This is a genomic window from Actinomadura sp. 6N118, assembly GCF_044326415.1.
In the GTDB taxonomy this organism is placed as follows: Bacteria; Actinomycetota; Actinomycetes; order Streptosporangiales; family Streptosporangiaceae; genus Spirillospora.
In genome coordinates, this window is record NZ_JBIRAZ010000004.1 from 470050 (window position 1) to 493468 (window position 23419).

21 protein-coding genes are annotated in these 23419 nt (G+C 69.0%); 6 read left to right on the forward strand and 15 right to left on the reverse strand.

Features of this window, described 5'->3' with window-relative positions; all coding sequences use genetic code 11:
- Positions 1–4 precede the first annotated feature (4 nt).
- From ACH34W_RS12970 to boxC, 4 genes are read right to left on the reverse strand one after another with little or no spacing between them, the layout of a single operon-like run.
- On the reverse strand, positions 5–1024 hold the full coding sequence (locus ACH34W_RS12970) for an NAD(P)/FAD-dependent oxidoreductase (protein WP_395961053.1): 1020 nt from the start codon (positions 1022–1024) through the stop codon (positions 5–7).
- On the reverse strand, positions 1021–2595 hold the full coding sequence (locus tag ACH34W_RS12975) for a benzoate-CoA ligase family protein (protein ID WP_395961054.1): 1575 nt from the start codon (positions 2593–2595) through the stop codon (positions 1021–1023). The genes ACH34W_RS12970 and ACH34W_RS12975 overlap by 4 nt, the downstream gene beginning before the upstream one ends.
- A 15-nt stretch (positions 2596–2610) precedes the next feature.
- Entirely contained in the window at positions 2611–4029 is a 1419-nt protein-coding gene (boxB, locus tag ACH34W_RS12980; RefSeq protein ID WP_395961055.1) for a benzoyl-CoA 2,3-epoxidase subunit BoxB, read from the reverse strand.
- A gap of 2 nt (positions 4030–4031) precedes the next feature.
- Positions 4032–5762 (reverse strand): 2,3-epoxybenzoyl-CoA dihydrolase, encoded by a 1731-nt coding sequence (boxC, locus tag ACH34W_RS12985; protein WP_395961056.1) that lies wholly within the window; start codon positions 5760–5762, stop codon positions 4032–4034.
- A 221-nt stretch (positions 5763–5983) separates the two neighbouring features.
- Here boxC and ACH34W_RS12990 point away from each other — a divergent pair, with 221 nt between their 5' ends.
- Both ACH34W_RS12990 and ACH34W_RS12995 read left to right on the forward strand, forming a co-directional pair.
- Positions 5984–6913, forward strand: coding sequence for a DUF4394 domain-containing protein (locus ACH34W_RS12990; protein WP_395961057.1), 930 nt, complete (start codon positions 5984–5986; stop codon positions 6911–6913).
- A gap of 245 nt (positions 6914–7158) precedes the next feature.
- Positions 7159–8256 (forward strand): BtrH N-terminal domain-containing protein, encoded by a 1098-nt coding sequence (locus ACH34W_RS12995; RefSeq protein ID WP_395961190.1) that lies wholly within the window; start codon positions 7159–7161, stop codon positions 8254–8256.
- An 87-nt stretch (positions 8257–8343) separates the two neighbouring features.
- Here ACH34W_RS12995 and katG read toward each other — a convergent pair whose 3' ends face one another.
- The gene (katG, locus tag ACH34W_RS13000) at positions 8344–10569 is read right to left on the reverse strand and encodes a catalase/peroxidase HPI (RefSeq protein WP_395961058.1); all 2226 of its coding nucleotides are present in this window, start codon (positions 10567–10569) and stop codon (positions 8344–8346) included.
- Between the two features lie 28 nt (positions 10570–10597).
- Complete coding sequence (locus tag ACH34W_RS13005) at positions 10598–11002, reverse strand: Fur family transcriptional regulator (protein WP_395961191.1); 405 nt, start codon at positions 11000–11002, stop codon at positions 10598–10600.
- A gap of 327 nt (positions 11003–11329) precedes the next feature.
- On the opposite strand from ACH34W_RS13005, the gene ACH34W_RS13010 reads away from it, so the two are divergent.
- Both ACH34W_RS13010 and ACH34W_RS13015 read left to right on the forward strand, forming a co-directional pair.
- Positions 11330–11695: an STAS domain-containing protein gene (locus ACH34W_RS13010; protein ID WP_395961059.1), complete on the forward strand. Its 366-nt coding sequence runs from the start codon at positions 11330–11332 to the stop codon at positions 11693–11695.
- Between the two features lie 43 nt (positions 11696–11738).
- Positions 11739–12527, forward strand: coding sequence for a GAF and ANTAR domain-containing protein (locus tag ACH34W_RS13015; RefSeq protein ID WP_395961060.1), 789 nt, complete (start codon positions 11739–11741; stop codon positions 12525–12527).
- Positions 12528–12553: 26 nt separating this feature from the next.
- Here the strand turns inward: ACH34W_RS13015 and ACH34W_RS13020 are convergent, their stop codons facing one another.
- Positions 12554–13330 (reverse strand): GAF and ANTAR domain-containing protein, encoded by a 777-nt coding sequence (locus ACH34W_RS13020; protein WP_395961061.1) that lies wholly within the window; start codon positions 13328–13330, stop codon positions 12554–12556.
- A 78-nt stretch (positions 13331–13408) separates the two neighbouring features.
- Positions 13409–14131 carry a GAF and ANTAR domain-containing protein gene (locus ACH34W_RS13025; protein ID WP_395961062.1) on the reverse strand — a complete coding sequence of 241 codons (723 nt, stop codon included), beginning with the start codon at positions 14129–14131 and terminating at the stop codon, positions 13409–13411.
- A gap of 390 nt (positions 14132–14521) precedes the next feature.
- On the opposite strand from ACH34W_RS13025, the gene ACH34W_RS13030 reads away from it, so the two are divergent.
- Both ACH34W_RS13030 and ACH34W_RS13035 read left to right on the forward strand, forming a co-directional pair.
- Complete coding sequence (locus ACH34W_RS13030) at positions 14522–15157, forward strand: ATP-binding protein (RefSeq protein ID WP_395961063.1); 636 nt, start codon at positions 14522–14524, stop codon at positions 15155–15157.
- A 270-nt stretch (positions 15158–15427) separates the two neighbouring features.
- Entirely contained in the window at positions 15428–16747 is a 1320-nt protein-coding gene (locus tag ACH34W_RS13035; protein WP_395961064.1) for an alpha/beta hydrolase family esterase, read from the forward strand.
- Between the two features lie 163 nt (positions 16748–16910).
- Here the strand turns inward: ACH34W_RS13035 and ACH34W_RS13040 are convergent, their stop codons facing one another.
- The 7 genes from ACH34W_RS13040 to ACH34W_RS13070 form a co-directional block, all read right to left on the reverse strand.
- Positions 16911–17609 (reverse strand): SDR family oxidoreductase, encoded by a 699-nt coding sequence (locus ACH34W_RS13040; RefSeq protein WP_395961065.1) that lies wholly within the window; start codon positions 17607–17609, stop codon positions 16911–16913.
- A 169-nt stretch (positions 17610–17778) separates the two neighbouring features.
- Positions 17779–19413: an MFS transporter gene (locus tag ACH34W_RS13045; RefSeq protein ID WP_395961066.1), complete on the reverse strand. Its 1635-nt coding sequence runs from the start codon at positions 19411–19413 to the stop codon at positions 17779–17781.
- Positions 19414–19554: 141 nt separating this feature from the next.
- A complete protein-coding gene (locus ACH34W_RS13050) occupies positions 19555–20400 on the reverse strand; it encodes an enoyl-CoA hydratase/isomerase family protein (protein ID WP_395961067.1) in 846 nt (281 codons plus the stop codon).
- Between the two features lie 121 nt (positions 20401–20521).
- On the reverse strand, positions 20522–21181 hold the full coding sequence (locus ACH34W_RS13055) for a response regulator (RefSeq protein WP_395961068.1): 660 nt from the start codon (positions 21179–21181) through the stop codon (positions 20522–20524).
- Positions 21178–21537, reverse strand: a complete 360-nt coding sequence (locus ACH34W_RS13060) for a low temperature requirement protein A (RefSeq protein ID WP_395961069.1) — start codon at positions 21535–21537, stop codon at positions 21178–21180. The genes ACH34W_RS13055 and ACH34W_RS13060 overlap by 4 nt, the downstream gene beginning before the upstream one ends.
- Positions 21538–21600: 63 nt before the next feature.
- Entirely contained in the window at positions 21601–22452 is an 852-nt protein-coding gene (locus ACH34W_RS13065) for an alpha/beta fold hydrolase (protein WP_395961070.1), read from the reverse strand.
- A gap of 42 nt (positions 22453–22494) precedes the next feature.
- Positions 22495–23307, reverse strand: a complete 813-nt coding sequence (locus ACH34W_RS13070; RefSeq protein WP_395961071.1) for an oxidoreductase — start codon at positions 23305–23307, stop codon at positions 22495–22497.
- Positions 23308–23419 lie beyond the last annotated feature (112 nt).

Sequence of the window (23419 nt, forward strand, 5' to 3'; positions counted from 1 at the left end):
ACGGTCAAGCCGGGGTGGGCACGGCGTCCGTGGAATGGCCGGGGAACAGCTGTTCTCCGGGGTTGATCAGAACGGCGGCGTTGTTCACGGCGGTGGCCGCTTCGCCGAAACCGACCGAGATCAGCCGCACCTTGCCGGGGTAGTCGGTGATGTCCCCCGCCGCGAACACACCGGGGACGTTGGTCGACATCGTGGTGCCGACCGGCAGGTACCGGTTTCCCGTGACCTCGATCCCCCACTGGCGGATGGGCCCGAGGTTGGCGGTGAAGCCGAGCGCGGCGATGACCGCCTGCGCGGGATGGACGGCGACGCCGTCGACGCCGGTGATCTCCACGTGCTCGACCCGCTCGCCGCCGTGCACCGCCGTCACCTGGGCCTCGGTGACCACCTCCACCGTGGAGGCCATGAGCTGGGCGACGCTGTGCGCGTGCGCCCGGAACGCAGTGCGGCGGTGGACCAGCATGACCGACCTGGCGATCGGCTCAAGGCTGAGCGCCCAGTCGCAGGCGCTGTCCCCGCCACCGACGACCACCACGTCCTGCCCTGCGTGTGCCTCGAGAGAGGGGACGAAGTAGGACAGGCCGCGGCCGAGCCAGTCGTCTCCGGCAGGGAGCGGGCGTGGGGTGAAGGTGCCGATGCCGCCACTGATGATCACTGCGCGGCAGCGGATCCGGGTGCCCGAAGCGGTGGTCACGATGATCGTTCCATCGGCGTCCCGTACGAGCGACTGGGCCCGCTCTCCGAGGACGAAGGTCGGGTCGAACCGGCGGGCCTGCTCCAGCAGCCCGGCGACCAGATCGCGTCCCTTGACCTGGGGAAAACCGGCGATGTCGTAGATCGGCTTCTCCGGGTACATCGCCGTCACCTGGCCGCCGGCCTCGGGAAGGGAGTCGATGACGGCGGTGGACAGGCCCCTGAAGCCAGCGTAGTAGGCGGCGTACAGGCCGACGGGGCCTGCGCCGATGACGAGCAGATCGCGTTCTACGTCGTTCGTGACGGCACTGCTCGTGACGGCACCGCTCATGACGGCACCGCCTCCTTGCGGGGGGCCGCGAGCAGTCCGGTGGCCTGGGCGCGCAGATCCACCCGGCGGATCTTGCCCGTCGCCGTGGTGGGCAAGGCGTCCACGAACACCACCCGCCGGGGTCGCTTGACCGAGGACAGTCCGGCCCGGCAGAACTCGATCAGCTCGTCCTCGTCGACGGTGACCCCGTCGGCGGTGATGACGTAGGCGACTGGCTTCTCCAGTCCGTCACCATCGTTGGCGCCGACCACCACGGCCTGCTCGACGGCCGGGTGCGCCAGCAGCCTCGACTCGACCTCGGCGGGCGAGACCCAGATGCCGCTGGCCTTGAGCATGTCGCCCGTGCGGCCCAGGCAGGTGTAGTAGCCGTCGGCGTCCCGCACGTACGTGTCACCGGTGCACAGCCACTCGCCCTGGAACACCTGCTGGGACGCCGCGTAACGGGACCAGTAGCCGGTCGCCGTGGACTCCCCCCGCACATACAGGGTTCCCGGCGTCCCCAGGGCAACCTCGCTACCGGCCTCATCCAGGATGCGCAGCTCGTAGCCCGGCACCGGTACGCCGGTCGTACCCGGCCGGACGCTGCCTTCCTGGTTGGACAGGAAGATGTGCAGCATCTCGGTCATCCCGATGCCGTCGAGGATGTCGACGCCGAAGTGCCCGGTCCACCGGTGATACAGCGCGGTCGGCAACGACTCCCCGGCCGACGCCGCCAGCCTCACGCCTCCCAGGGCGTCGCCGGGCAGGTCGCTGCGCAGCATGTTGGCGAAGAACGTCGGTCCGGCGAAGAACAGCGTCGCGCCGTGAACGCGGGCGCGCTCGGCCAGCAGTTCCGGGCGGGACGGTGCGGGCTCTAGGATCGCGGTCGCTCCCGCCGCCAGCGGGAACAGGACGGAGTTACCCAGGCCGTAGGCGAAGAACGCCTTGGCCGCCGACAGGCAACGGTCCTCGCGGCTTATCCCGAGCACCTGGTCCCCATACGTCTCGCACACCACCCGGATGGAAGCGTGCCGGTGCATGGCGGCCTTGGGGGTCCCGGTCGTCCCCGAGGTGTACAGCCAGAACGCCGGGGAGTCCGCCGTGGTCGGGTAGAGGTCGCCGTCCGGTTCGGCGACGGCAAGATCGGCCAGTGCGTGGACCGGCAGACCGGTGTCCATCGTGACACCGTCGCCCGCCAGGACGCCTGTCAGTTCCGGTGCGGCGGCGGCAGCCTCGGCTCCGGTGGCGGCGAAGTCCGACGTCACCGCCAACAGTGCGGCGCGCGAGTCGCGCAACAACTCGGCGAGGCCGTCAGCGCGCAACATCGTGGACACGGGGACGGGTATGGCGCCGACACGCAACGCCGCCAGGAACACCGTGACGAACTCGGGAGAGTCCGCCATGAACATCAGCACGCGTTGCTCAGGCCGTAGCCCGGCCGCGCGCAGACCCGCAGAGGTACGCAGGACGCGGTCGTGCAGCTCCGCGTAGGTCAGATCGCCTGCTGCCCCGGTCAAAGCCAGGCGGTGGCCGTCGCCCTGTTCGACGTGACGGTCCAGCAGGTAGACGCTCGCGTTGAAGGTTTCGCTCATGTGGTGCCGCCGGCTTCAGGCGAGGTGGACGTAGTCATAGTCGAACGGCTTGCCGTTGATGCCCTGGCGCGGCGGCGCGATCCAAGCCGCGATCTTCCCGGGCTCGTGGACCGGCTGCATCAGCGAACCGACGTGGGCCTTGTCGATATCGGTGGGCAGCCAGGCTCCCTTCCGCCGCTCCCACTCCCCTGGTGAGAGAATCTCGCCGTCGGGTGTGCTTTCGACTCCGGAGAACGCACCGACCTGGCGGTTGAAGGCGACATGCGGGAGGCTCAGCCGCTGCGGCAGACCCGCCTCGTCCAGGATGCGGTTCCAGCGGTTGAGGCCGTTCTGGCAGTCGCTGATGTACTCGCGGCGCAGGTCGGTGTTGAGGCCGACGAGGGCCGCCACCTCGGTCTGCCCGGGTTCCCCCTCCACGATCGCGTCCACCATGATCGAGTCCTCGGTGAGCCGGTGGTCGTCCTTGCGCCGCTCCTCCGCCCAGCGTCCCTTGAGCCCGGCCGTGAAGTAGTTCGCGACGTTGGTGGAGGTCTCGCCGCCGAACAGGTCGAGCGACACCGAGTAGTGGAAGTTGATGTACTTCTGGATCACGTTCAGCGGGATGCCGCCATGCGCCACGACATCGTCGGTGTCGTGTTCGCGCATCAGCTCGACCGTCCGCTGCACCACCCGGTCGATGCCGGTGGTGCCGACGAACATGTGGTGCGACTCCTCCTTGAGCATGAACTCGCAGGTGCGCGACAGAGGGTCGAACGCCGATTCCTTCAACGTGCCGAGCTGGTACTTGCCGTCGCGGTCGGTGAAATAGGTGAACATGAAGAAGGAGAGCCAGTCGGGCGTCTCCTCATTGAAGGCCCCCAGGATGCGCGGCGATTCCTCGCTGCCGGAGTTGCGATGCAGCAACTCTTCGGCCTCTTCGCGTCCCTCACGTCCGAAGTGGGCGTGCAGCAAGTAGACCATCGCCCACAGGTGCCGGCCTTCCTCGACGTTCACCTGGAACAGGTTGCGCAGGTCGTACAGGCTCGGGGCGGTGGCACCGAGGTTGCGCTGCTGCTCGACGGAGGCGGGCTCAGTGTCGCCCTGGATGACGATGAGCCGCTGCAGGTCGGCCCGGTACTCTCCCGGAACCTGCTGCCAGACCGGCTCGCCCTTGTGCTGGCCGAAGGCGATCCGCCGGTCCAGGTTCCGGTCGGCCAGGAAGATGCCCCAGCGGTAGTCACGCATCGCGACGTGCCCGAAGTTCGCCCAGCCCTCGCGGCCCACGTTGACCGCGGTGCGCAGGTAGACGTCCTCTGTCGGCAGGGAAGGCCCCATCGACTCCCACCAGGACAGGAAGTTGGGCTGCCAGGACTCCAGCGCACGCTGAAGGCGGCGGTCCTCGTGCAGGGAGACGTTGTTGGGGATTTTCTCGCTGTAGTCTGCGGCGGTCGTCATGTTCAGACTCGCTTCATGTCGAAGTCGGCGCGCTGCCCGGTTCCGTACCTGCGCAACGCGCCCTCGGGACCGGAGGCATTGGGACGGTTGAAGATCCAGTTCTGCCAGGCGGTGAGCCGCGCGAAGATCTTCGTCTCCAGCGTCTCCGGCCCGGCGAACCGGTAGTTGGCCTCCAGGCCGGTCAGTGCGTCGGGGCTGAAACTGGTCCGCTCCTCGACGGCGATCCGGACTTCCTGGTCCCAGTCGATGTCGTCAGGCGCGAAGGTCACCAGCCCGAGACGCTCGGCGTCCTCCGCCTCCAACTCCTTGCCCGCGCTGCCCTCGGCCGCGGCCAGACCTTCGTCGTCTCCGTAGAAGCGGGTGGCGAGGCGGGTCAGGCCGTTGCCCATGGGCAACGGCCCCAGGTTCATCGCCCCGACGGTGATCGCGGCCGGAGCGGCGTCCGGATCGACGTCCTCGAACACCCCGGCGAGCTGGAACGAGCGATCGGTCGCCAAGGCAAGCTCCAGGAGCGAGCCGGCGAAGCAGCTGCCGGGCTCGATGAGCCCGATGAGGCTGCGGCTGGTGACGTCGAGACGTTTCAGGGTCCGCTTGAGATAGAGGACGATCTCGTTGGCCAGCCAGTCGTCCCGGTTGTCGAGCAACAGCGCGTCATGGGCCAAGACCTTCGCTGCGTCGCCCCGGCTGCGGATGACCCAGGTACCGAGCTCCGCCTCGTTGGTACGCAGGTCCAGGATCAGGTCGTCGAGTTCACGCGTCAGCGCGAGCATGTAGAAGTCCGCGCCCTGCGCGTGCATCGCGGCGACGTCGCCGGGGGCATCGTCGTCCGGGCCGAGGACAGTGATCTCCACGACTCCGCGGGCGCGGTCGAGCGCCGCGCTGACGTACCGGTACCCGATGTGTTCCTCGGTGCGGCTCTTGCCGAGCGGCGTGAGTTCGACGCCGTCTGAGTCGGCCGACGGCCGCGACGAGCGTTCGGCGGCGGCCGCGGCGCGTTCTGCGACAGTCTGGTCCCAGGTCGGACGAGGCACCGCCTCGTCCACCAACCGCCAGGCCACCGCCTTCTTCCCGGCCACGCCTTCGGCCCGGGTCGAGAAGTAGTCGGCGACGTCCCGCCGGACATGCCGCTTGTCCGAGACCCGAGTCAGGCCGCCGGTGCCCGGCAGGACGCCCAGCAGCGGCAACTCCGGCAGCGAGACGGCGGACGAGCGGTCGTCGATCAGCATGATGTGCTCGCAGGCCAGCGCCAGCTCGTAGCCGCCACCTGAGGCCGTGCCGTTGAGCGCGGCCAGGTACGTCTGCCCCGAGTGCGCCGTCGCGTCCTCGATACCGTTGCGGGTCTCGTTGGTGAATTTGCAGAAATTCACCTTCCAGGCGTGCGGTGAAGCCGCCAGCATCCGGATGTTCGCCCCAGCGCAGAAGATCTTCTCCTTGCCGCTGGTGATGACGACGCTCCGCACCTCGGGATGCTCGAACCGGAGTCGCTGCACCGCGTCGTACAGCTCGATGTCCACGCCCAGGTCGTAGGAGTTCAGCTTCAGCTCGTACCCCGGGACCAGGCCGCCCTGCTCATCGACGTCCATCGTCAGCGTGGCGACCGGGCCGTCGAAGGCCACGCGCCAATGGCGATACCGCGCGGGCTCGGTCCTGAACTCGACCCGGCCGGGGAGGGCGGCGTCGGCGGGTGTGTCGCCGGCCGCTGGGGTGGCCTGCGTACTGGCCAAGGTGCTCATCGGCGGTCCTCCTCTTCTCAAGAGGAGACTCTACATATTTGTGACGTCTCGTCAAGGTCTAGTAGAACATCGACCTCGTCATGTGATGGCTCGACATGTGATGGCTCGATCGCCCGACTTCAAGAAATTTCGGTGAAGCGGCAATCCGCCGCGCCTGTTGCGCCGAACCACAGATGGCGGCCCGGGGTTCAAGCGGCCGCATCGATCTGTTAGGGGAACGCATGCGCAAGGTACTGCTCGCTGGAGTGCTGGTCACGGCCGCGGGGGCGACTGCCGCCGTGGGGGGCATGATTGCCACCGGAAGCAACGACGACGCCCTCAGGCTCATCCAACCGGCAGGGGCCAACAAGTCCGCACCGCAGGCTCCGAAGACTCCCAGCCTCAAGGTCGTCGGTCTCACCGGCGACCAGCGGCTGGTCGCATTCCGGTCCGACAACCCCGGAGCGGTCTCGGGGCTGGGCAAGGTGTCGGGCCTCAAGGGCGACCAGAAACTGGTGGGGATCGACTTCCGCGTCCAGAACGGCAAGCTCTACGGCGTCGGCGACCAGGGCGGCATCTACACCGTCCACACCGGCAACGCCTATGCGGCCAAGGTGTCGCAACTGACGGTCCCCCTCCAAGGAACGAACTTCGGAGTGGACTTCAACCCCGCCGCCAACCGGCTGAGAGTGATCAGCGACACCGGCCAGAACCTCAGGCACAACATTGACGACCCCGCGGGCGCACCGGCCGCGGGTGTCACCGCGACCGACGGCACCCTCACCAACCCGCCCGTCCCGCCCGCGCAGACCGGCGCCACCGCCACCGGCGTGACAGGGGCGGCCTACACCAACAACGATCTCGACACCAACACCGCCACCACCCTGTTCGACCTGGACACCGCCCTGGACCAGACCTCGGCGCAGTCGCCCGCCAACGCCGGCAACCTCGCTCCGACCGGCAAGCTGCGCGTCGACTCCGGCCCCAACACCGGTTTCGACGTCTACTACTCGGCCGCCAACGGCACCAACACCGGGTACGCCGCGCTGCAACTGGGCAGCGAGTACCGCTTCTACCGGATCAACCTGCTGACCGGGAGGGCCATCCCGGTCGGAGCCTTCCCCGGACAGCGGCAGGTCGTCGATGTCGCGCTGCCCCTGAACCAGGGCTGACGCACCGATAAGACCGCACAAGCGCGGTTCCAGGGCGCTTCCTGCTTCCTGCTTCCTACATGACCCACACGCGAGACCTCGCCGGGACTCGGTGCCCGGCGAGGTCTCGTGGGTCATGTGAGGGTGCGCTGGATCATATGCGGGACGGGGTGGGCAGAAGCGGCCGAACGTGATTCGGTAAGACCGGAGTATCTAGACCGGAGTATCACGTCCGCGAGGAATGCCGGGAGGCGCCCGTGACCGCCATGAGGCTTGAGGACTACCCGCACCGGCTCGCCGGGCACTGCGGGTCCGGGGCCCTGCGCGACCTGCTCGACTGGGCCGGGCTCGGCTGGGCGGGCCCGCCTCGCGAGCCGCTGGTCTTCGGCCTCAGCGGCGGGCTGGACTTCACGTTCCTCCAGATCCCCGGCCTCAAACCGCCGATCTACCTCGGCGGGCGCACCCTCGACATGGAGTTCGACCTCTGCCGCCGTCTAGGGGTGGAGGTCGAGCGGCGGGAGACCGACGACCCCGTCCAGGGATGGGAGTGGGTCACCGCCGAACTCGACGCGGGCCGCCCCGTCATGGTCTGGGCCGACATCCTCCGGCTCCCGTACCTGCGCGTACGGCTGACCAACACCCGGCACGACATCGTCGTGGTCGGGTACGACGCCGCAGCCGGCGTCGCCTGGGTGGCCGACAACGACCGGGAGGAGATTCAAGAGGTGCCCATGGAGGCGCTCGCCCATGCCCGCGACTCCCACGGGTTCCCTCACCCCAACCGCCACGCCGCGTTCCCCATGCGCTTCCCCGAGCGGCTGCCCGACCTGCTCCCGATCGCCCGGGACGCGGCGGCGGACGGGGTGGCCAACATGACGGGCGTGAACTCCGCGTCCGGCGAACCACCGCTGGAGATCGCGGGTTACTCCGCCGGCCTCGCGGGCATCAGAGACTTCGCCGCCGAGGTGGCCGGCTGGCCCGACCGGCACGACCCCGAGACCCTCGCCGCCATGTACCGCACGGTGCGGATCTGCGTCGAGAAGGCCGGGACCGGCGGTGGACTCTTCCGCCGCCTGCAGGCCGGGTTCTGCCACGAGGTCGCCGAGATCACTGGAGACAAGGCGTTCCGCGAGGCCGGCCGGGCATGGGCAGCCTGCGCCGAAGCATGGAGCGCGCTGGCCGCCGCCGCAGGCGCCGCGAGCGCAGCAGGCGCAACGGGCACAACGGGGCCAGCGGGCGCCGCAGGAGAAATGGGCGCCGCCCAGCCTGACCACGCGGCGGTCGCCAAGAAGGCGGCTGCCCTCCCGGCGCTGGAGGAGCACGCCACCGAGAAGCTGGCCATCGCGGCGCGCTCGTCCTCGTGACCAAGCTCGTGACCAAGCGGCGCCGGGCCTTAGGAACGTCCAGGCCGGTCCGGCGCGGGCCGGCCTGGACGTTGGGCGGCTTCCGGGTCAGACAAGGTCGTACCGGTCGAGGTTCATGACCTTGTCCCACGCGGCGACGAAGTCGTGGACGAACTTCTCCCCCGCGTCGGCGCTGGCGTAGACCTCCGCGACCGCACGGAGTTCGGAGTTGGAGCCGAAGACGAGGTCGACGCGGCTGCCCGTCCACCTGACCTTGCCCGAGGCGTCGCGGCCCTCGAAGATCTCCGCGTCCTCCGACGTCGGCTTCCACACCGTGCCCATGTCGAGCAGGTTCACGAAGAAGTCGTTGGTCAGCGACCCGGGGTTGTCGGTGAGGACGCCCAGGGACGACTGCCCGTGGTTCACGCCGAGGACGCGCAGACCGCCGATGAGGACCGTCATCTCGGGCGCGCTCAGGGTGAGCAGGTTCGCCCGGTCGATCAGGAGGAACTCGCCCGGCAGCAGGTTGCCCTTCATGAGGTAGTTGCGGAACCCGTCGTGCGTCGGCTCCATCACCTCGAACGACTCCACGTCGGTCTGCTCCTGCGACGCGTCGGTGCGGCCCGGGGTGAAGGGCACCTCGACGTCGTGGCCGGCGGTCTTGGCGGCCCTCTCGACGGCGGCGCATCCGCCGAGCACGATCAGGTCGGCCAGGGAGATCCGCTTGCCGCCGGTCTGCTCGGCGTTGAACGCCTCCTGGATCTCCTCCAGGGTGCGCAGCACGGTCGCCAGCTCGTTGGGGTTGTTGACCTCCCAGTTCTTCTGCGGCTCGAGCCGGATGCGCGCGCCGTTGGCGCCGCCGCGCTTGTCGCTGCCGCGGAACGACGCAGCCGACGCCCACGCGGTGGAGATCAGCTGGGAGGTCGACAGGCCGGAGCCGAGGAGCCGGACCTTGAGGGCGGCGACGTCCTCGGCGTCGACGAGCTCGTGATCCACCGGCGGGACGGGGTCCTGCCAGATCAGCGGCTCGCTCGGGACCTCGGGTCCGAGGTAGCGCTGGATCGGGCCCATGTCGCGGTGGGTCAGCTTGAACCAGGCGCGGGCGAACGCGTCCGCGAGCTCCTCGGGGTTGTCCTTGAAGCGCCGCGAGATCGGCTCGTAGATCGGGTCGTACCGCAGCGAGAGGTCGGTCGTCAGCATCCCCGGCTGACGGTTCAGCGTGCCGTCCTCGGGGTCGGGCACCGTGTCGGCTCCGGCATTGTTCTTCGGCCGCCACTGGTGCGCCCCCGCAGGACTCTCGGTCAGCTCCCACTCGTACCCGAAGAGGGTCTCGAAGTAGCTGTTGTCCCAGGTGACCGGGGTGTGCGTCCAGGTGACCTCGATGCCGCTGGTGTGGGAGTCCCGGCCCTTGCCGGTGCCGTACGAGCTCTTCCAGCCGAGGCCCTGGTCCTCCAGCGGGGCGCCCTCCGGCTCGGGGCCGATGGCGTCCGCCGGGCCGGCTCCGTGGGTCTTGCCGAAGGTGTGGCCGCCGGCGATCAGTGCGACCGTCTCCTCGTCGTTCATCGCCATGCGGCTGAACGTCTCGCGGATGTCCCGCGCCGCAGCCAGCGGGTCGGGGTTGCCGTTCGGGCCCTCGGGGTTGACGTAGATGAGGCCCATCTGCACCGCGGCCAGGGGCTTCTCCAGGTCGCGGTCCCCGCTGTAGCGCTCATCGTCGAGCCATGCGGTCTCGGGACCCCAGAAGACGTCCTCGTCGGCCTCCCAGGCGTCCTCGCGGCCACCGCCGAAGCCGAAGGTCCTGAAGCCCATCGTCTCCAGGGCGACGTTGCCGGCCAGGACCATCAGGTCGGCCCACGAGATCTTCCGGCCGTACTTCTGCTTGACCGGCCACAGCACACGGCGGGCCTTGTCGAGGCTCGCGTTGTCCGGCCAGCTGTTGAGCGGCGCGAAACGCTGCTGGCCCGCCCCGGCACCGCCCCGGCCGTCGCTGACGCGGTAGGTGCCCGCGCTGTGCCACGCCATGCGGATGATCAGTGGCCCGTAGTGCCCGAAGTCGGCCGGCCACCAGTCCTGCGAGTCCGTGAGCACGTGCGCGATGTCCTGCTTCACGGCGGTCAGGTCGAGGCTGTTGAACGCCTCGGCGTAGTTGAAGTCCTCGCCCAGCGGGTTGGCCGCCGGGTGGTCCTTGGCGAGCAGCTTCAGGTTGATCCGGTCCGGCCACCAGCCGCGGTTGCCACCGCCCTGGGTGGGGTGGGGGGCGCGCGTGCGCGCGACCGGGCAGCCGCCTTCACCCTCCGCTGGGGTCGGGGTGACGGTTTCTCTGTTCTCAGACATGGGTTTCCCTCCAGGCGGGCAGGGTCGATCAGGAACTCTCGCGAGTGGAACAGCAGGGGCACAGGCCCCAGTAGATGACCTCGGCCTCGTGGATCGCGAAGCCGCGGTCGTCGGACGCGTCCAGGCAGGGCGCCTCACCGACGGCGCACTCGACGTCGGCGATGGCGCCGCACGACCGGCACACGACGTGGTGATGGTTGTCCCCAATCCGCGTCTCATAACGCGCCACGGAGCCGGACGGCTGGATGCGGCGCACCAGGCCCGCAGCCGTCAGCGTGTGCAGCGAGTCGTAGACGGCCTGATGGGACACTTTCGGCAGCTCCCTGCGCACGGCACCGATGATCGAGTCGGTGTCGGCATGCGGATGCGCGTGTACCGCGCTGAGCACCGCCAGCCGGGGACGGGTCACGCGCAAAGCGGCTCCGCGCAGCATCCGCTGGAAATCCAGAGGTGCGACCACGTCCACAGACTGCGTCACAGTCTTGACTCAGTCAAGACAAGCAGGCGATCCACTTTGACCGAACGAAGGCCGAGTGCCGTGTTCTGGTGGATGCGTCGGCGCCAGTCGGATACATTGCTCTATGTACGGAAGTGGACACGTGAAGTGAAATATCTGCGAGTGTTCCGCAGAACCGCATCGCGATTTCGTGTCGTCCAGACCCTGCGCCACACGAAGACAACCTCTGGCGTCCGCATGCCAGTTTGGCGTGCCGACGTCGGCCGGTGACCTGACCGCTCATCAGCGCACGGGATCTTCACTATGGACGGCGCCCTGACTCTCGCGACCCAGCACACCGACGGCACGCTCACCATCGCCGTGACCGGAGAACTGGACATCGCCACCTCCCAGCAACTCCTCGCCTGTCTGGACGGTGTGCTCACTCAACTGGCCCACCACCGCCGCGCCGGTCACAACGGTGACCGGGCCGTGAACCGGTTGGTGATCGACACCAGCAGCGTGTCGTTCATCGATGCCCATGGCCTGGGCGTGCTGGTCGCCATGCAGAACCGAGCCCGCCACCACAACATCGCGTTGCGCCTGGTCGCCCCTTCGGCTGCGGTGCGGCAGGTGCTCACCATCACCGGCATGCGCTACCACTTCCTCCCGTACCCGGGCGCGACCTGACATCCCGGCCCACTGTGGGTGCGTACACCCAACGTGAAGAGCGTTGGACACCGTCGCCAGCCTGGCGGCCCGCTGGCAGATACTGCGCCCGCACGCGGGTAACGGTGCGGGTATGGACCGGCGGGAGCGGGCGTGGCGACGGGCAGCCGAGTTGGCGGCGGGTGGCGGGCCGGTGTCGCTGGAGACGGTGTGCGCGGCGGCCACGGAGGCCATTACTGCCGATGGGTACGGGGTGACGTTGGTGTCGGCACCGGGATTGCGGGAGTTCGCCTGCGCCTCAGATCCGGTCGGGGTGTTGGTGGAGGAGGTGCAGCTGGCCTGCGGAGAGGGTCCGTGCACTGATGCGTACTCCAGCCTGGCCGCGGTGCTGGTGCCTGATCTGGACGACGCGGCGGAACGTTGGCCGGGGTTTGTAGCGCCGGTGGCGGGCCAGGGTGTGCGGGCGGTGTTCGCCTTCCCATTGCAGGTGGCCGGCGTACGGGTCGGCGCGATCGATTTCTACCGGCGCCAGGCCAGTGCACTGACCGCTGATGAAGCCACCGATGCGGGGGCGTTCGCGGCGGTGGCCGCACAGGTGGCGTTCCGGTCGCATCCGGCACCGGCGGCGCTGGCGGCTGTGTCAGGTGATGAGCCGCCGCATGGGTTCCCGCCGGTGGTGCACCAGGCGGCCGGGATGCTGGCCGCGCAGCTGGAGGTGAGTGTGGAGGAGGCGCTGGTGCGGTTGCGTGCCTATGCCTTCTTGCATGCGCAGCCGCTCACCGGGCTGGCCCGGCAGGTCTTGGAACGCCGCTTGGCCCTGGAGGATGACCACGAGCCGGGTTCCGGCCGGTGACCGCAGGGAACGTGCGCCGATTCCGGTCAGCGCGGGGTGTCGCCGGTCAAGCGGGCAGCCAGCTGGTCCAGCTCGGCGGGGTCCAGGGACCGGGACACCAGGGCCGCGGCCAAATCGGTCAGCAGGTGGTTGTGGTCGCGTGCGTGGTCGCGCAGAGCGCTGAAGCCCTGCTGCATCGAGCAGTTGTGCCGTTCGGCCAGCACTCCCTTGGCCTGCTCGATCACCACCCGGCTGTTGAGCGCGCCCTGCAACTGCTCGGACAGGATCTGGCTTTGGCGGATCGCGCGTTCCTGGAGCAGGCCGATGGTGGCGATGTCCGCCATCGCCTGTCCCAGCTCGATCTGCTCGGACGACAGCGCGCCGGGCTCAACTCGAAACAGGTTCATCGCGCCGATCACCTCGGCGCGCAGCCGCATCGGCAACGCCGACACCGCGGCGAACCCCCTGCGGCTGGCCACGGGGGCGAACCGCGGCCACCGCCGCATCGCATCCTGCTGGCCCAAGTCCGCGCAGTGCACCGCGGTGCCGCTATGGAAGCAGTCCAAGCACGGACCCTGCTCGTCTTGCAGTTGGAAAAGCTCCACCACCCGGGTCTGCTCGCTGGAGGCCGCCATCAGGCGAAGGTGACCGCGCTGGTCGGTCACCAAGATCCCGGCCGCGTCCACGTCCAGCAGCTCCACGCACCGCTCCGACAAATGCTGCAGGAAATCTATGACGTCGAACCCCGACACGAGCGTGTCGGCCAGCGCGACGAACGTTCGCGCCACCCGCTGCCGCCCGGCAGCCACCGGATCTGTACTCACAAACCGCAGCCTACGCCCGCCGCGATTACCAGGCCGATACTCACCGCACCCGGCCTGTTTCAGGGGCACCGGCGGTCTTCATTCCTGCGGAGAAACGTCGGGAGTGAATCGCAGCCGGCGTTCCACCACCTGCCGGGCCACCTTGGTCAAAGCGACCTCATGGACGAAGGCGTGGGCGCGCAGCCGCACCATGGCCGCCTCGATCCCGCAGTCCAGCTGAACCGACACCATCCCGGCCGCCTGATGGATCTCCGGGCCGAGCGCCAGCGACCCGGGCGGCAGCGGCTGCCCGCGGAGGCCGGCCTGTTCGTTGAACAGCAACGCCAAGATCACATCAGCGAAGATCAGTGCATCGGTGTGCTCACCGGCCGCCAGCGCGCCGGGACGATCCCGGCACAACACCAGCACTCCCAGCCGGGCGACTCCGCTGACCAGCGGGAATGCGAACACCGCGCGCACCGTCGCCACCTGGGCTGTCGCGGTGAACATCGGCCACCGCCGCTCGCACGCCGCATCGGCAAGATCAGCCACCAGCACCGGCCCACCGGTGGCCACCGCCTCCACACACGGCCCATCACCACTGGTCAGCTCGGCGTCCAGCAACTCGCGGCCCAGTTCCCCTGCCACATGCATCGGCTCCAACCGGCCGCCTGAGATCAGCGACACCCCCACCCCGCCGAGCGCCAGCGCCTGCGCACACGCCGCACACGCGTCCTGCGCCGAGATCTCCGCCGCCCGCCGCCGCGCGGACGCGGCGATCAACGCCCACACCCTCGCCTCATCACCGCCGATCACCACCACGACCGCCCACCAGAATCGACGAAATCACTTCCCAACCTACGCCCGCAGTCTCCGCAACGCCGCCCGGTGGTCACCGACCGCCCTCGGCTGCGACCAGCTGGCAAGACCCACGGCAATGCGCTGAGCTCCGGGCCAGGTTGGCCGCCGAGCCTGGTCGGCGCCCGCCAGGCGGCGTAGGGTCGAGGCAAGACAGCACCACGCATGCCCTCCCGCCGTATGGCAGGGGCGTGACGCTGTGGTGGGTGACCGCTCCAGACCCCGGTGGCTCCCGCGCCCCTCTCCACCGGGCAGCTCGTAATGCGACGCCAACACCGCCCCACGACGTCGACCGCCCATGGCGAGGACGAGCTGGCTACTGGCGCCCCGATCACGGTTTCCAGGTCGCAGCTCATGTTGTTGGCCCGGGCCGCGACGTTGCGCGGGATGAGCGTACGGGCCTATCTGCGCCAGACGGTGCTGGACACCGCACCCGACCCGGCCGCGGCGGGGAAGCCGTCAGGTCAGGGACTGATCGACGTGGCGGCCGACCAGACGGTGGCTTCATGGCGGTGGGAACTGTCCCAGCAGCAGCCCGCCCACCAGCCGAAGCTGGTTCCCGCCCAGGCGCGGGCGCTGGCCCGCGCGGCGCTGAGCACGTGTGGCCTGGACGGCCACGCCGACGTCTGCATGATGCTGATCAGTGAGCTGGTCACCAACGCCGTCCGCCACGGCGGCCGCGGCCCGGTCACCGTGCAGCTGATGCTGAACGACCGCCAGCTGGTCTGCGGAGTGGGCGATACCAGCCGCGCCCCGCCGGTACCTGGCAGCCCCGGGCTGGACGACGAAGGCGGCCGCGGCCTGGCCCTGCTGGCGGAACTGTCCAGCAGCTGCGGCTGGTACCAGACCGGCACCGGAAAAACCGTCTGGTTCGCCCAACATCTGAATCGCTCCGCTACAGGCGCCCCACGCCCCAACAGCACCCAGGCCGCCTTCCCCACCACCGCCGGCCCGGCACACCCGACGCTCGCCACCAGCCATGATGGGTGAATTTATCCCCCGCGTGGTCGACCGAGTCCATTCCGCAGCAAGGTCGGTCGCAACATCCGCAGGCGTCATATTTATGACGAACGTTCATATTTTCCGCCGAAAGTGTTGTGTTCGACCAATGCGCGCCACCAACGGCGAACCTACGCTGAGCGGGCGCCGGCCCGGGGAGATGAGGCTCCTGAAGATCGACAGGTGACCAACGCTCTGGCGCGGGGCCTGCGCAACCCCCTTCCTTCCGGACACCGAAGAACCGGGTCGAAAGGACCTCCCGTGCGATCCCACCCCCCGCACCATCCAGCTGCTCACCCCGAACGTTTCCGGCGCAGGCTCATCGCGGCGCTCGCCGCGGTGCTCGTCACGGCCTGCCTGCCCATCGCGTTCGCTGCGCCCTCTCACGCCGCTGTCCCGCCCGCCGACCACATCACCATCACCGCGGCCGGCGCGCCCGCCTACCGGCTCGACGCCGACCTGGAGTCCGGCGGCATCACCGTCACCGACGCCGTCGGCAACTACGAGACCAGCAAGATCGCCGGACAGGGCGCCCTGCCCGGACCCAGCGGCGGCACAGCGGCCATCACCTTCCAGATCACCCGCGGCGCCTTCGGGGGGCTATCCGGGAACCTCACCGTCCGGGATCCTGACGCCGCTGTGGAGATCGACGCCACGGTGTCGGGGAACGTGCAGCGGCCCTCGGACGAAACCGTCACCTGGCAGGGCACCGGGACCGTGCGGCGCGGCACCCAAACGACCCGGCAGACCGTGGCCTTCACCATCCAGGACCGTCGGCCCGACCCCGGCGACCACGCGATCCGCATGGTCCATGCCGGACAGGACCGCAAAGCCATCCTGCGGCTGCCCGACGACTACGACGGCACGCCCCGACCCGTCCTGTTCCACTTCCCCGGCCTGTACGAGGCCCCCTGGATGGCCGAACTCTTCGGCCAGATGGCCGACTACGCCCAGACCCGCGGCTTCATCATGATCACTCCCGAGCACTACGGCGCCGGCTGGCAGGGCGTTGCCGGAGGCCCGGCCTCCCCGGACGTCGATGACCCCGGATTCGTCACCAAACTCCAAGACATCCTCGTCAGCCGGTTCAGCGCCGACCCCCTCCGCCTGTACGCCTCCGGCATGAGCAACGGTGGCTTCTTCACCAGCAAGCTGGCCTGCGAAAACAAGCGCTTCGCCGCGTACGCACCGGTCTCCGGCCAACTCGGCAACCTAGCAGCAGCCTGCCGCCCCGGCCGTCACATCCCCATCGTCATGCTGCACGGCGACGGCGACTTCATCGTCCCCTACGCGTCAGCACCCCCGGCCGCCCAGTTCTGGGCTCGCAACAATGGCTGCGCCACCGGGACTGCCGACACCAACCTGCCCAACATCGACCCCCGCGACAACACCACCGTCGTGCGCCACGACTACCGCGACTGCCCTGCCGACGGCCCGGTCACCCTCTACGAAATCCGCGGCGGCGGACACAACTGGCCTGGCGGCATCCCCTTCCTCGGCCCGTTCCTCGGCGGCACCACCTACGACATCGACGCCAACGAGGTCATCTGGAACTTCGTCTCCCAGCACCGGCTTCACTGACCGTCACCGCCTTGATGGCCGTGACACCCCTGGGTGCCACGGCCATCAAGGGGTCCTTCAGGAGGAGAGCCGGATGGCTCGGGCAGCTCGGTGGACATGCCTGCTCTCTTCGTTCGGCGACCGTTTCGGTGGAAGGCTGGGATGGTTCCTGGGCGACTGCTCGTCAGGGCAGCTGTGGGTAGAGCGCGGCGGCGCCTCCGGCCAGTCCGGCCTGAACCTGGCGGCTGATGTCGTCCACGACGATCTCGTAGGCGCCCTCGGCGATGCCGTCGGCAGCGAGGCGGGCGGCTTCGGCGGGGGCGGTCTTGGGCGCGGTGGCCGCAGCGGCCATGTCGGTGTCCATGTAGCCGACGTGTAGTCCGGCCACCCGGATGCCCTGGTCCGCGAGCTGCACGCGCAGGGAGTTGGTGAGTGACCACTGAGCGGATTTGGAGGCGCAGTAGGCGCCGATCTCCGGAAAGCTGTACCAGGACAGGGCGGACAGAATGTTCAGGATGACGCCGCCACCGTTGGCCACGATCTGCGGTGTGAAGGCCCTGACCATCGAAAGGGTGCCGTAGAAGTTGGTGTCCATCTCCAAACGGACGTTGTCAGGGTCACCGGTGAGCAGGTCGGTGCCGGTGGATATGCCAGCGTTGTTGATCAGGACCGTCACGTCGCCGGTGGCTTTGGCGGCGGCCGCGACGGATGCGGGATCGGTGATGTCGAGTGCGACCGGCTTGGCGCCCGGCAGGTCGATCTGGCTGGGGTTGCGGGCGCCTGCGTAAACGGAGGCGCCGCGGTTGAGCAGCTCTGCGGCGAGCGCCCGTCCAAGGCCGCGGTTGGCCCCGGTGACAAGGACGGTGCTGGTGGACAGATCCATGGAAGGCTCCTGGTGCATTTGTCAAAGGGGTGGTCGGGAAAGGACGCCGGTCAGGGGGCTGGCCGGGGGTTCTGTGCCGAGCCGCAGGTCAGCCGTGGATCAGGTGGCCGGGCCTGAGCCGCAGGCAGCGTGGTGACTGGTTGGCGCGGGCTGTTGGCCGCTTCGGTGCTCATGAGGCGGCGGGGGCGGTCGAAGGGGTGGGCGTGTGCGTTCGGTTCTGGTGGGGCCGGTTGTGTACGGCGATCAGGGCCACCACGGCGGCGGCGACGAAGACCGCGGCGATGACGGCCAAGCCGGCGTGCACACCGGAGCTAAAGGCGTCGGCGATCGCCTCACGCGCGCCCATGGGTGACGGCTGGGTGCTGGTGGTCCCGGCGGCGACGGCCGCCTCAATGGGTGCGTGCGCGGCGGCGGGGATGCCATGGGCGGCGAGCTGGTGGGGCAGGTCCGCGGTGACGCGGCCGGCGAGCAGCGAGCCGAGCAGCGCGGTCCCCATGACCGAGCCGACCTGCCGGGCGGTGTTGACGGCGCCGGAGGCCATACCCGCACCTGCGGGGGCGACGCTGACCAGCGCGGCGGCCGTGCTGGGCGCGATGACAAGGCCACTGGCCGCACCGAACAGGACGAACAGCGGCCAGACGCGGCTGTGGGGGGTGTCCTGCCCGATCGTGGTCAGGCCCAGGCAGGCGACAGCACCGAGCAGCAGGCCCACCGTCAGAGGTGCCTTGAAGCCGGTACGGCGGATCACCCTGCCGGTGAGGAACGCCGTGACGACGTAGACGCCGAACAGGGGCAGCATGCGCCAGCTGGTGTCCAGCGCGTTCAGGTGCTGGACGTTGTTGTAGAACATCACCAGCAGGACGGCCACGCCGGTGAAGCCGAACAGCGACACCGCGGCGATGACCATCACGGCGCTGAACGAGCGCGAGGCGAACAGGCGCACATCGAGCATCGGCGCCGCCACACCCCGCTCGACGATGACGAACGCCACGGCGCCGACCGCGGCCACGATCCACGCGGCAATGACAGGCGCGGCGGTGTACCCGTCCTGGCCGCCCTGGATGAGGGCGTAGACCAGACTCGCGATCGTGACCGTGCCCAGCAGCGCGCCAGGCACGTCGAGGCGTTCGCCGGGGGCCCGGGATTCGGTGGCGAACGGGGCCGCGACAAGCAGCGTGATCACTCCCAGGACGGTGTTCGACACGAACACCGCATGCCAGCTGGAGTGGTCGAGCAGGACACCGGCGAGCAGCGGGCCGATGGCCAGGCCCAGCCCCGACGACGCCGCCCACGCGGTGATCACCTCGGTCCGCCGGTGCGGGTCGGTGAACGTCGCGCCGAGCACGGCCAGGCTGTTGGGCAGGATCAGCGCGCCACCGAGGCCGGAGACCAGCTGTGCGGCGATCACCATGGCGGTGGTGCCGGCGGTCGCGGCGAGCAGCCCTCCCGCGATCATGATCACTACGCCGGCGCAGAACATCCGCTTGCGGCCCAGCAGGTTGCCCAGCGTGCCGGACGACAGCACCAGACTGGCCACCACCAGCGTGTACGCGCTCGGGATCCAGATCAGCGTGCTCGGGCTGACGTGCAGGTCGGCCTGGATCGCCGACAGCGCTGAGATCGTCGCGGTGATGAGCAGGAACGTCATCATCACGCCCAGGCACATCGCCACCAGCGTCAGCAGTTCCCTGCGCCGTAGGGCAGTTCCCCCGCCTTTTCCTGCATGGTGCCTGCCCCTGCCGCCCGGTAGTCGGTCCGCCGCCGACGCGGAGGTGCCAGCCGAGGGGACACGGTCCCTGGTCATGGAGGTCCTTCCTCGTTCCAGAGGATGTGGTGGGAATCAGTTGCGGGATGCACCGCCGGAGATCCGCGGCGGCGAACGCCGGTGCTTACCGCGAGGTGCGCGTCGGCTCGCCGCTCCGCATCATGCGATGCCGACGTGGGGTCAGCCGGCGGCCATTGTCTGCTGGTTGACCAGGCCGGCGTAGTGGCCCAGGTTCCGCTCGATCTCCTCAAGACCGATCTCGGCGATGGCCTTCCCGAGCTGCGGTACGCGGGCCTGAAATCCCGGCCAGGTGACCGATTCGGCGAACTCAGCCCAGGATGCTCGCAGGTCAGCCTCCGGCGGCAGGGTCGACCGGTTGATCTGGGCCTTGGCGCCCAGGACAGACGCCTTGTCGAAGGAGGCGATGCGCGCTGCCACGCCGCCCACGAAGGCGTCGAGTTCGGCGTCGGCGACGGTTCGGGTCACCCATCCGTACTGTTCGGCGCGCTCGGCGTCGTAGTCCTGGCTGGTGAGGATCACCTCCAGCGCGCGGTCCCGCCCGAGCAGCCGGGCCAGGCGGTCGCTGCCTCCACCGCCGGGGACGATGCCGATCGCGACCTCGGGCTGGCAGAAGATCGCCTCCTCGCGGCTGGCGTAGCGCAGGTCGAAGGCCAGTGTGATCTCGTCCCCTCCGCCCCGCGTGCGCCCGCGGATGGAGGCGATGCTGATGAACGGGGCGCTGGTCAGGCGCGTGACGAGGTCGACCCACGTCGGAGTCCCGTCTGCGTTGGTCAACGCCAGCAGTTCGGGCACCTGACCGAGATCGGCGTGGTTGAAGAAGTATCCGGGCGTACTGCTGTCGAAGATGACGACCTGAACCTGCTCGTCCCCGCTCAGCTCGTCGACGACGTCCAGCAGCTGGACGACGGTATCGGCGCCGACGACGTTCACCGGCGGGTTGGAGAAGGTGACCTTGCGGATCTTCGGTGTCACGGTCTGGATGCTGAACATGCTGTGCTGCGTCATGCTCCGGTGCTGAAATGCAGATGTGGACGGATTTATGCAGGGGAATAGCGCGCACGTTGCGTTCCGGGTGAAACTAGGTGTCGCCTGTGTCGTCGGGAGCCATCCCGAGCGCCCGGCGGGGTCATCCTCCAGGCCGAACCAGTCCGCTCTCGTAGGCCACGACGACGGCCTGTATCCGGTCGCGGATGTGCAGTTTGGTGAGGATCCGGGCTACGTGGGTCTTGACTGTGGTCTCGCCGAGGAACAGCTTCCCGGCGATCTCGGTGTTGTTCAGCCCGCGGGCGACCAGGCCCAGCACCTCACGCTCGCGATCGGTGAGCACATCGAGGCGTGTGTCGGTGACAGGAGCGACGGCGCCCGTGACGTACCGGTCGATCAGCCGCCGCGTCACCGACGGAGCGATCACATTGTCGCCGCGCAGCACGCCGCGGATGGCAACGACCATTTCGGCGGCCGGCACGTCCTTGACGAGGAAGCCACTGGCTCCCGCACGGAGCGCGGCGTAGGCGTACTCGTCGCGGTCGCACGTCGTGAGAACCAGCACATGCGTCCCGGGCAGTGCGGCGCGCACCTGCTCGGTGGCCGAGATACCGTCCAGGCGCGGTAGCCGCACCTCCATGAGGACAAGGTCCGGGCGCAGCGTGAGCGCCTGCGCCACCGCCGCCTGGCCGTCCCCGGCCTCGCCGACGACTGTGAGGTCCGGCTGGCCGTCCACCACCGTGCGCAGGCCGGCCCGCATCAACTCCCGGTCGTCGCAGATCAACACGGTGGCCTCCGTCATGGCGCCCCGATCGGCTTGGCACGCGCGTCCCCGATCGGCTTGGCACCCGTGTCCCCGATCGGACGGCGATTTTCGAAAGCAGCCAGCGCGACGACGATCGCAATGGCGATGACGGCCGCCAACGGCATCCTCTGGGTCCGCGGGTCTGCGGCCTGGGCAGGGGTGAACGCCCAGGTGGTGTAGGCCCACGCTGCGTAGACCGCGAGGTAGAGCACGGGCGTCTGGGCCGCGCCGGTCCACGTTCGGTGTGCCAGGAGCCGATGCGACTGCTGGCCGATCGCGAAGACGTAGACCAGGTCGGAGATCAGCTCCAGCGGCGTGACCTCCCGGCGTGCCGGGTCGATGGTCAACTGCACGATGGGTCTCCTTGGCCTGGGCAGGCGTTCTGGCTCCTGCGGTGTCGGCGTTCGGGTGAGGGTTCAGTCGGTGAGGAAAGTGGTCACCTGGGTGGTGAAGGCTTTGGCGTGCTGGAAGAGGAAGGCGTGGCCGGCGTCGCTGTAGGCGACGAGGGTGGCGTTGGGCAGGTGTTGGACGGCGGTGTAGGAGGCCAGGGCGGGGATCATCGCGTCCTGCATGCCGGTGGCGTACAGGACGGGTTGCCGGATGGTCGTCAGGTCCGCTTGCACCTGTTCGAAGGGAATCGATGCGTCCTTGGCGATCGCGGTGATCTGGCCTCGGGCCGCTGTCTCGGACACGTCGGGGCGTCCGGTGGCCAGCCGTGTGGCCACCCTGGCGAGGTGTTCGTATCCGGCGGCGCGTCCGGTGTCGGTCTCGGGGAAGAACAGGTACACCAGGTCGTCGGCGGTGACCTCGGGCTTGGTCATGGTGGCCCGCACCTTCTCGTTCGGGGCGGGTGCGCCGGGCACCTGGCCGCCGGGATTGGCGGCCGCCACGATGAGTTTGCGCACCAGGTCGGGCCGGTGGCGGGTGATGTGCTGGGCGACGGTGCCGCCCAGCGTCCAGCCGAGCAGATCGACCTGGGCCAGGCCGAGCGCCTGGATGAACTCGATGGCGCCGTCGGCGAGTCCTTCGACCGAGTCACGCGGGGTGCCGGTGGTGTAGCCGGTGCCGACGTTGTCGAACACGATCACGTCGTGGGCGGCGGCCAGGTTGTCCAGGAACTGCGGGTCCCACCAGTCGAGGGTTCCGCGGACCCGGTTCAGCAGGACCAGCGGGACGCCGCCGCGCGGGCCGATGCGCCGGTAGGTGAACGTCGCGGAGGGGCCGTCCACGAACAGGTCCTCGGCTGCGTCTGCCAGATAGGTGCTCATGGTGAGCTTCGCTTTCTTGTCGCTGGGTCTTGTGGGGGGTTGTCAGGCGGGCAGCCGGTTGAGCTTGCGGATCTGCCGGTCGAACAGGCTGGCGGGGGCGAGACGGCGCAGGGTGTGGACTCGTCCGCTCTGCCCGACGGCGTAGCGCAGCTTGGGCTTGGCGTCGGTCGCCGCCGCAACGATCTGTTTGGCGACGACGGCGGGGGCATCGCCGTCCTTGACCGCTTCCGCCATGTAATCGGCGAAGACGCGCCGCTGCTCGGCGTAGACCTGCTGGGGCTGGTCGGGCCGCACGCTGTTGGCGTCGAACGCGGTGCTGGTCCAGGCGGGCTCCACCAGCAGGACCCGTACGCCGTACTGGCGGACCTCGTGGTCGACCGATTCGGAGTAGCCCTCGATGGCGTGCTTGGAGGCGGCATAGACCGCCATGTAGGGCACGGGAATGAACCCGACGATGGAGGAGATGTTGATGATGCGACCACTGCCCTGGGCTCGCATGTGCGGCAGGACGGCATTCGTCATGCGGATGACACCGAAGACATTGATGTCGAAGACGCCCTGCGCCTGCGCCACCGAGCTCTCCTCCGCGGCGCCCGCCGAGCCGACACCGGCGTTGTTGACCAGGACGTCGATCCGCCCGAACCGGCCGATCACTGCTTTGACCACAGTCGTCACCGACTCGTCACTGGCCACGTCCAGGTCCAGGAAGGTCACTCCCTTGATCGGGGTGACGTGCGCGGTGTTGCGGCTTGTCCCGACCACCTCGTAACCCGCTTCGACCAGCGCGAGGGCGGCCGCCTTGCCAATGCCGGAGGACGCACCCGTCACGAGGGCTACCGGCCGTGTTGTCGCCATTGTGGGCTCCTGACTCATGGATTGCGTTCGCTTGCTGTGGATGAGGGATCGCGATGCTGGCTGCACTCAGGTGTGCTCCCGTCGATCCTTCATTCCAGATCAGTGTCATCAC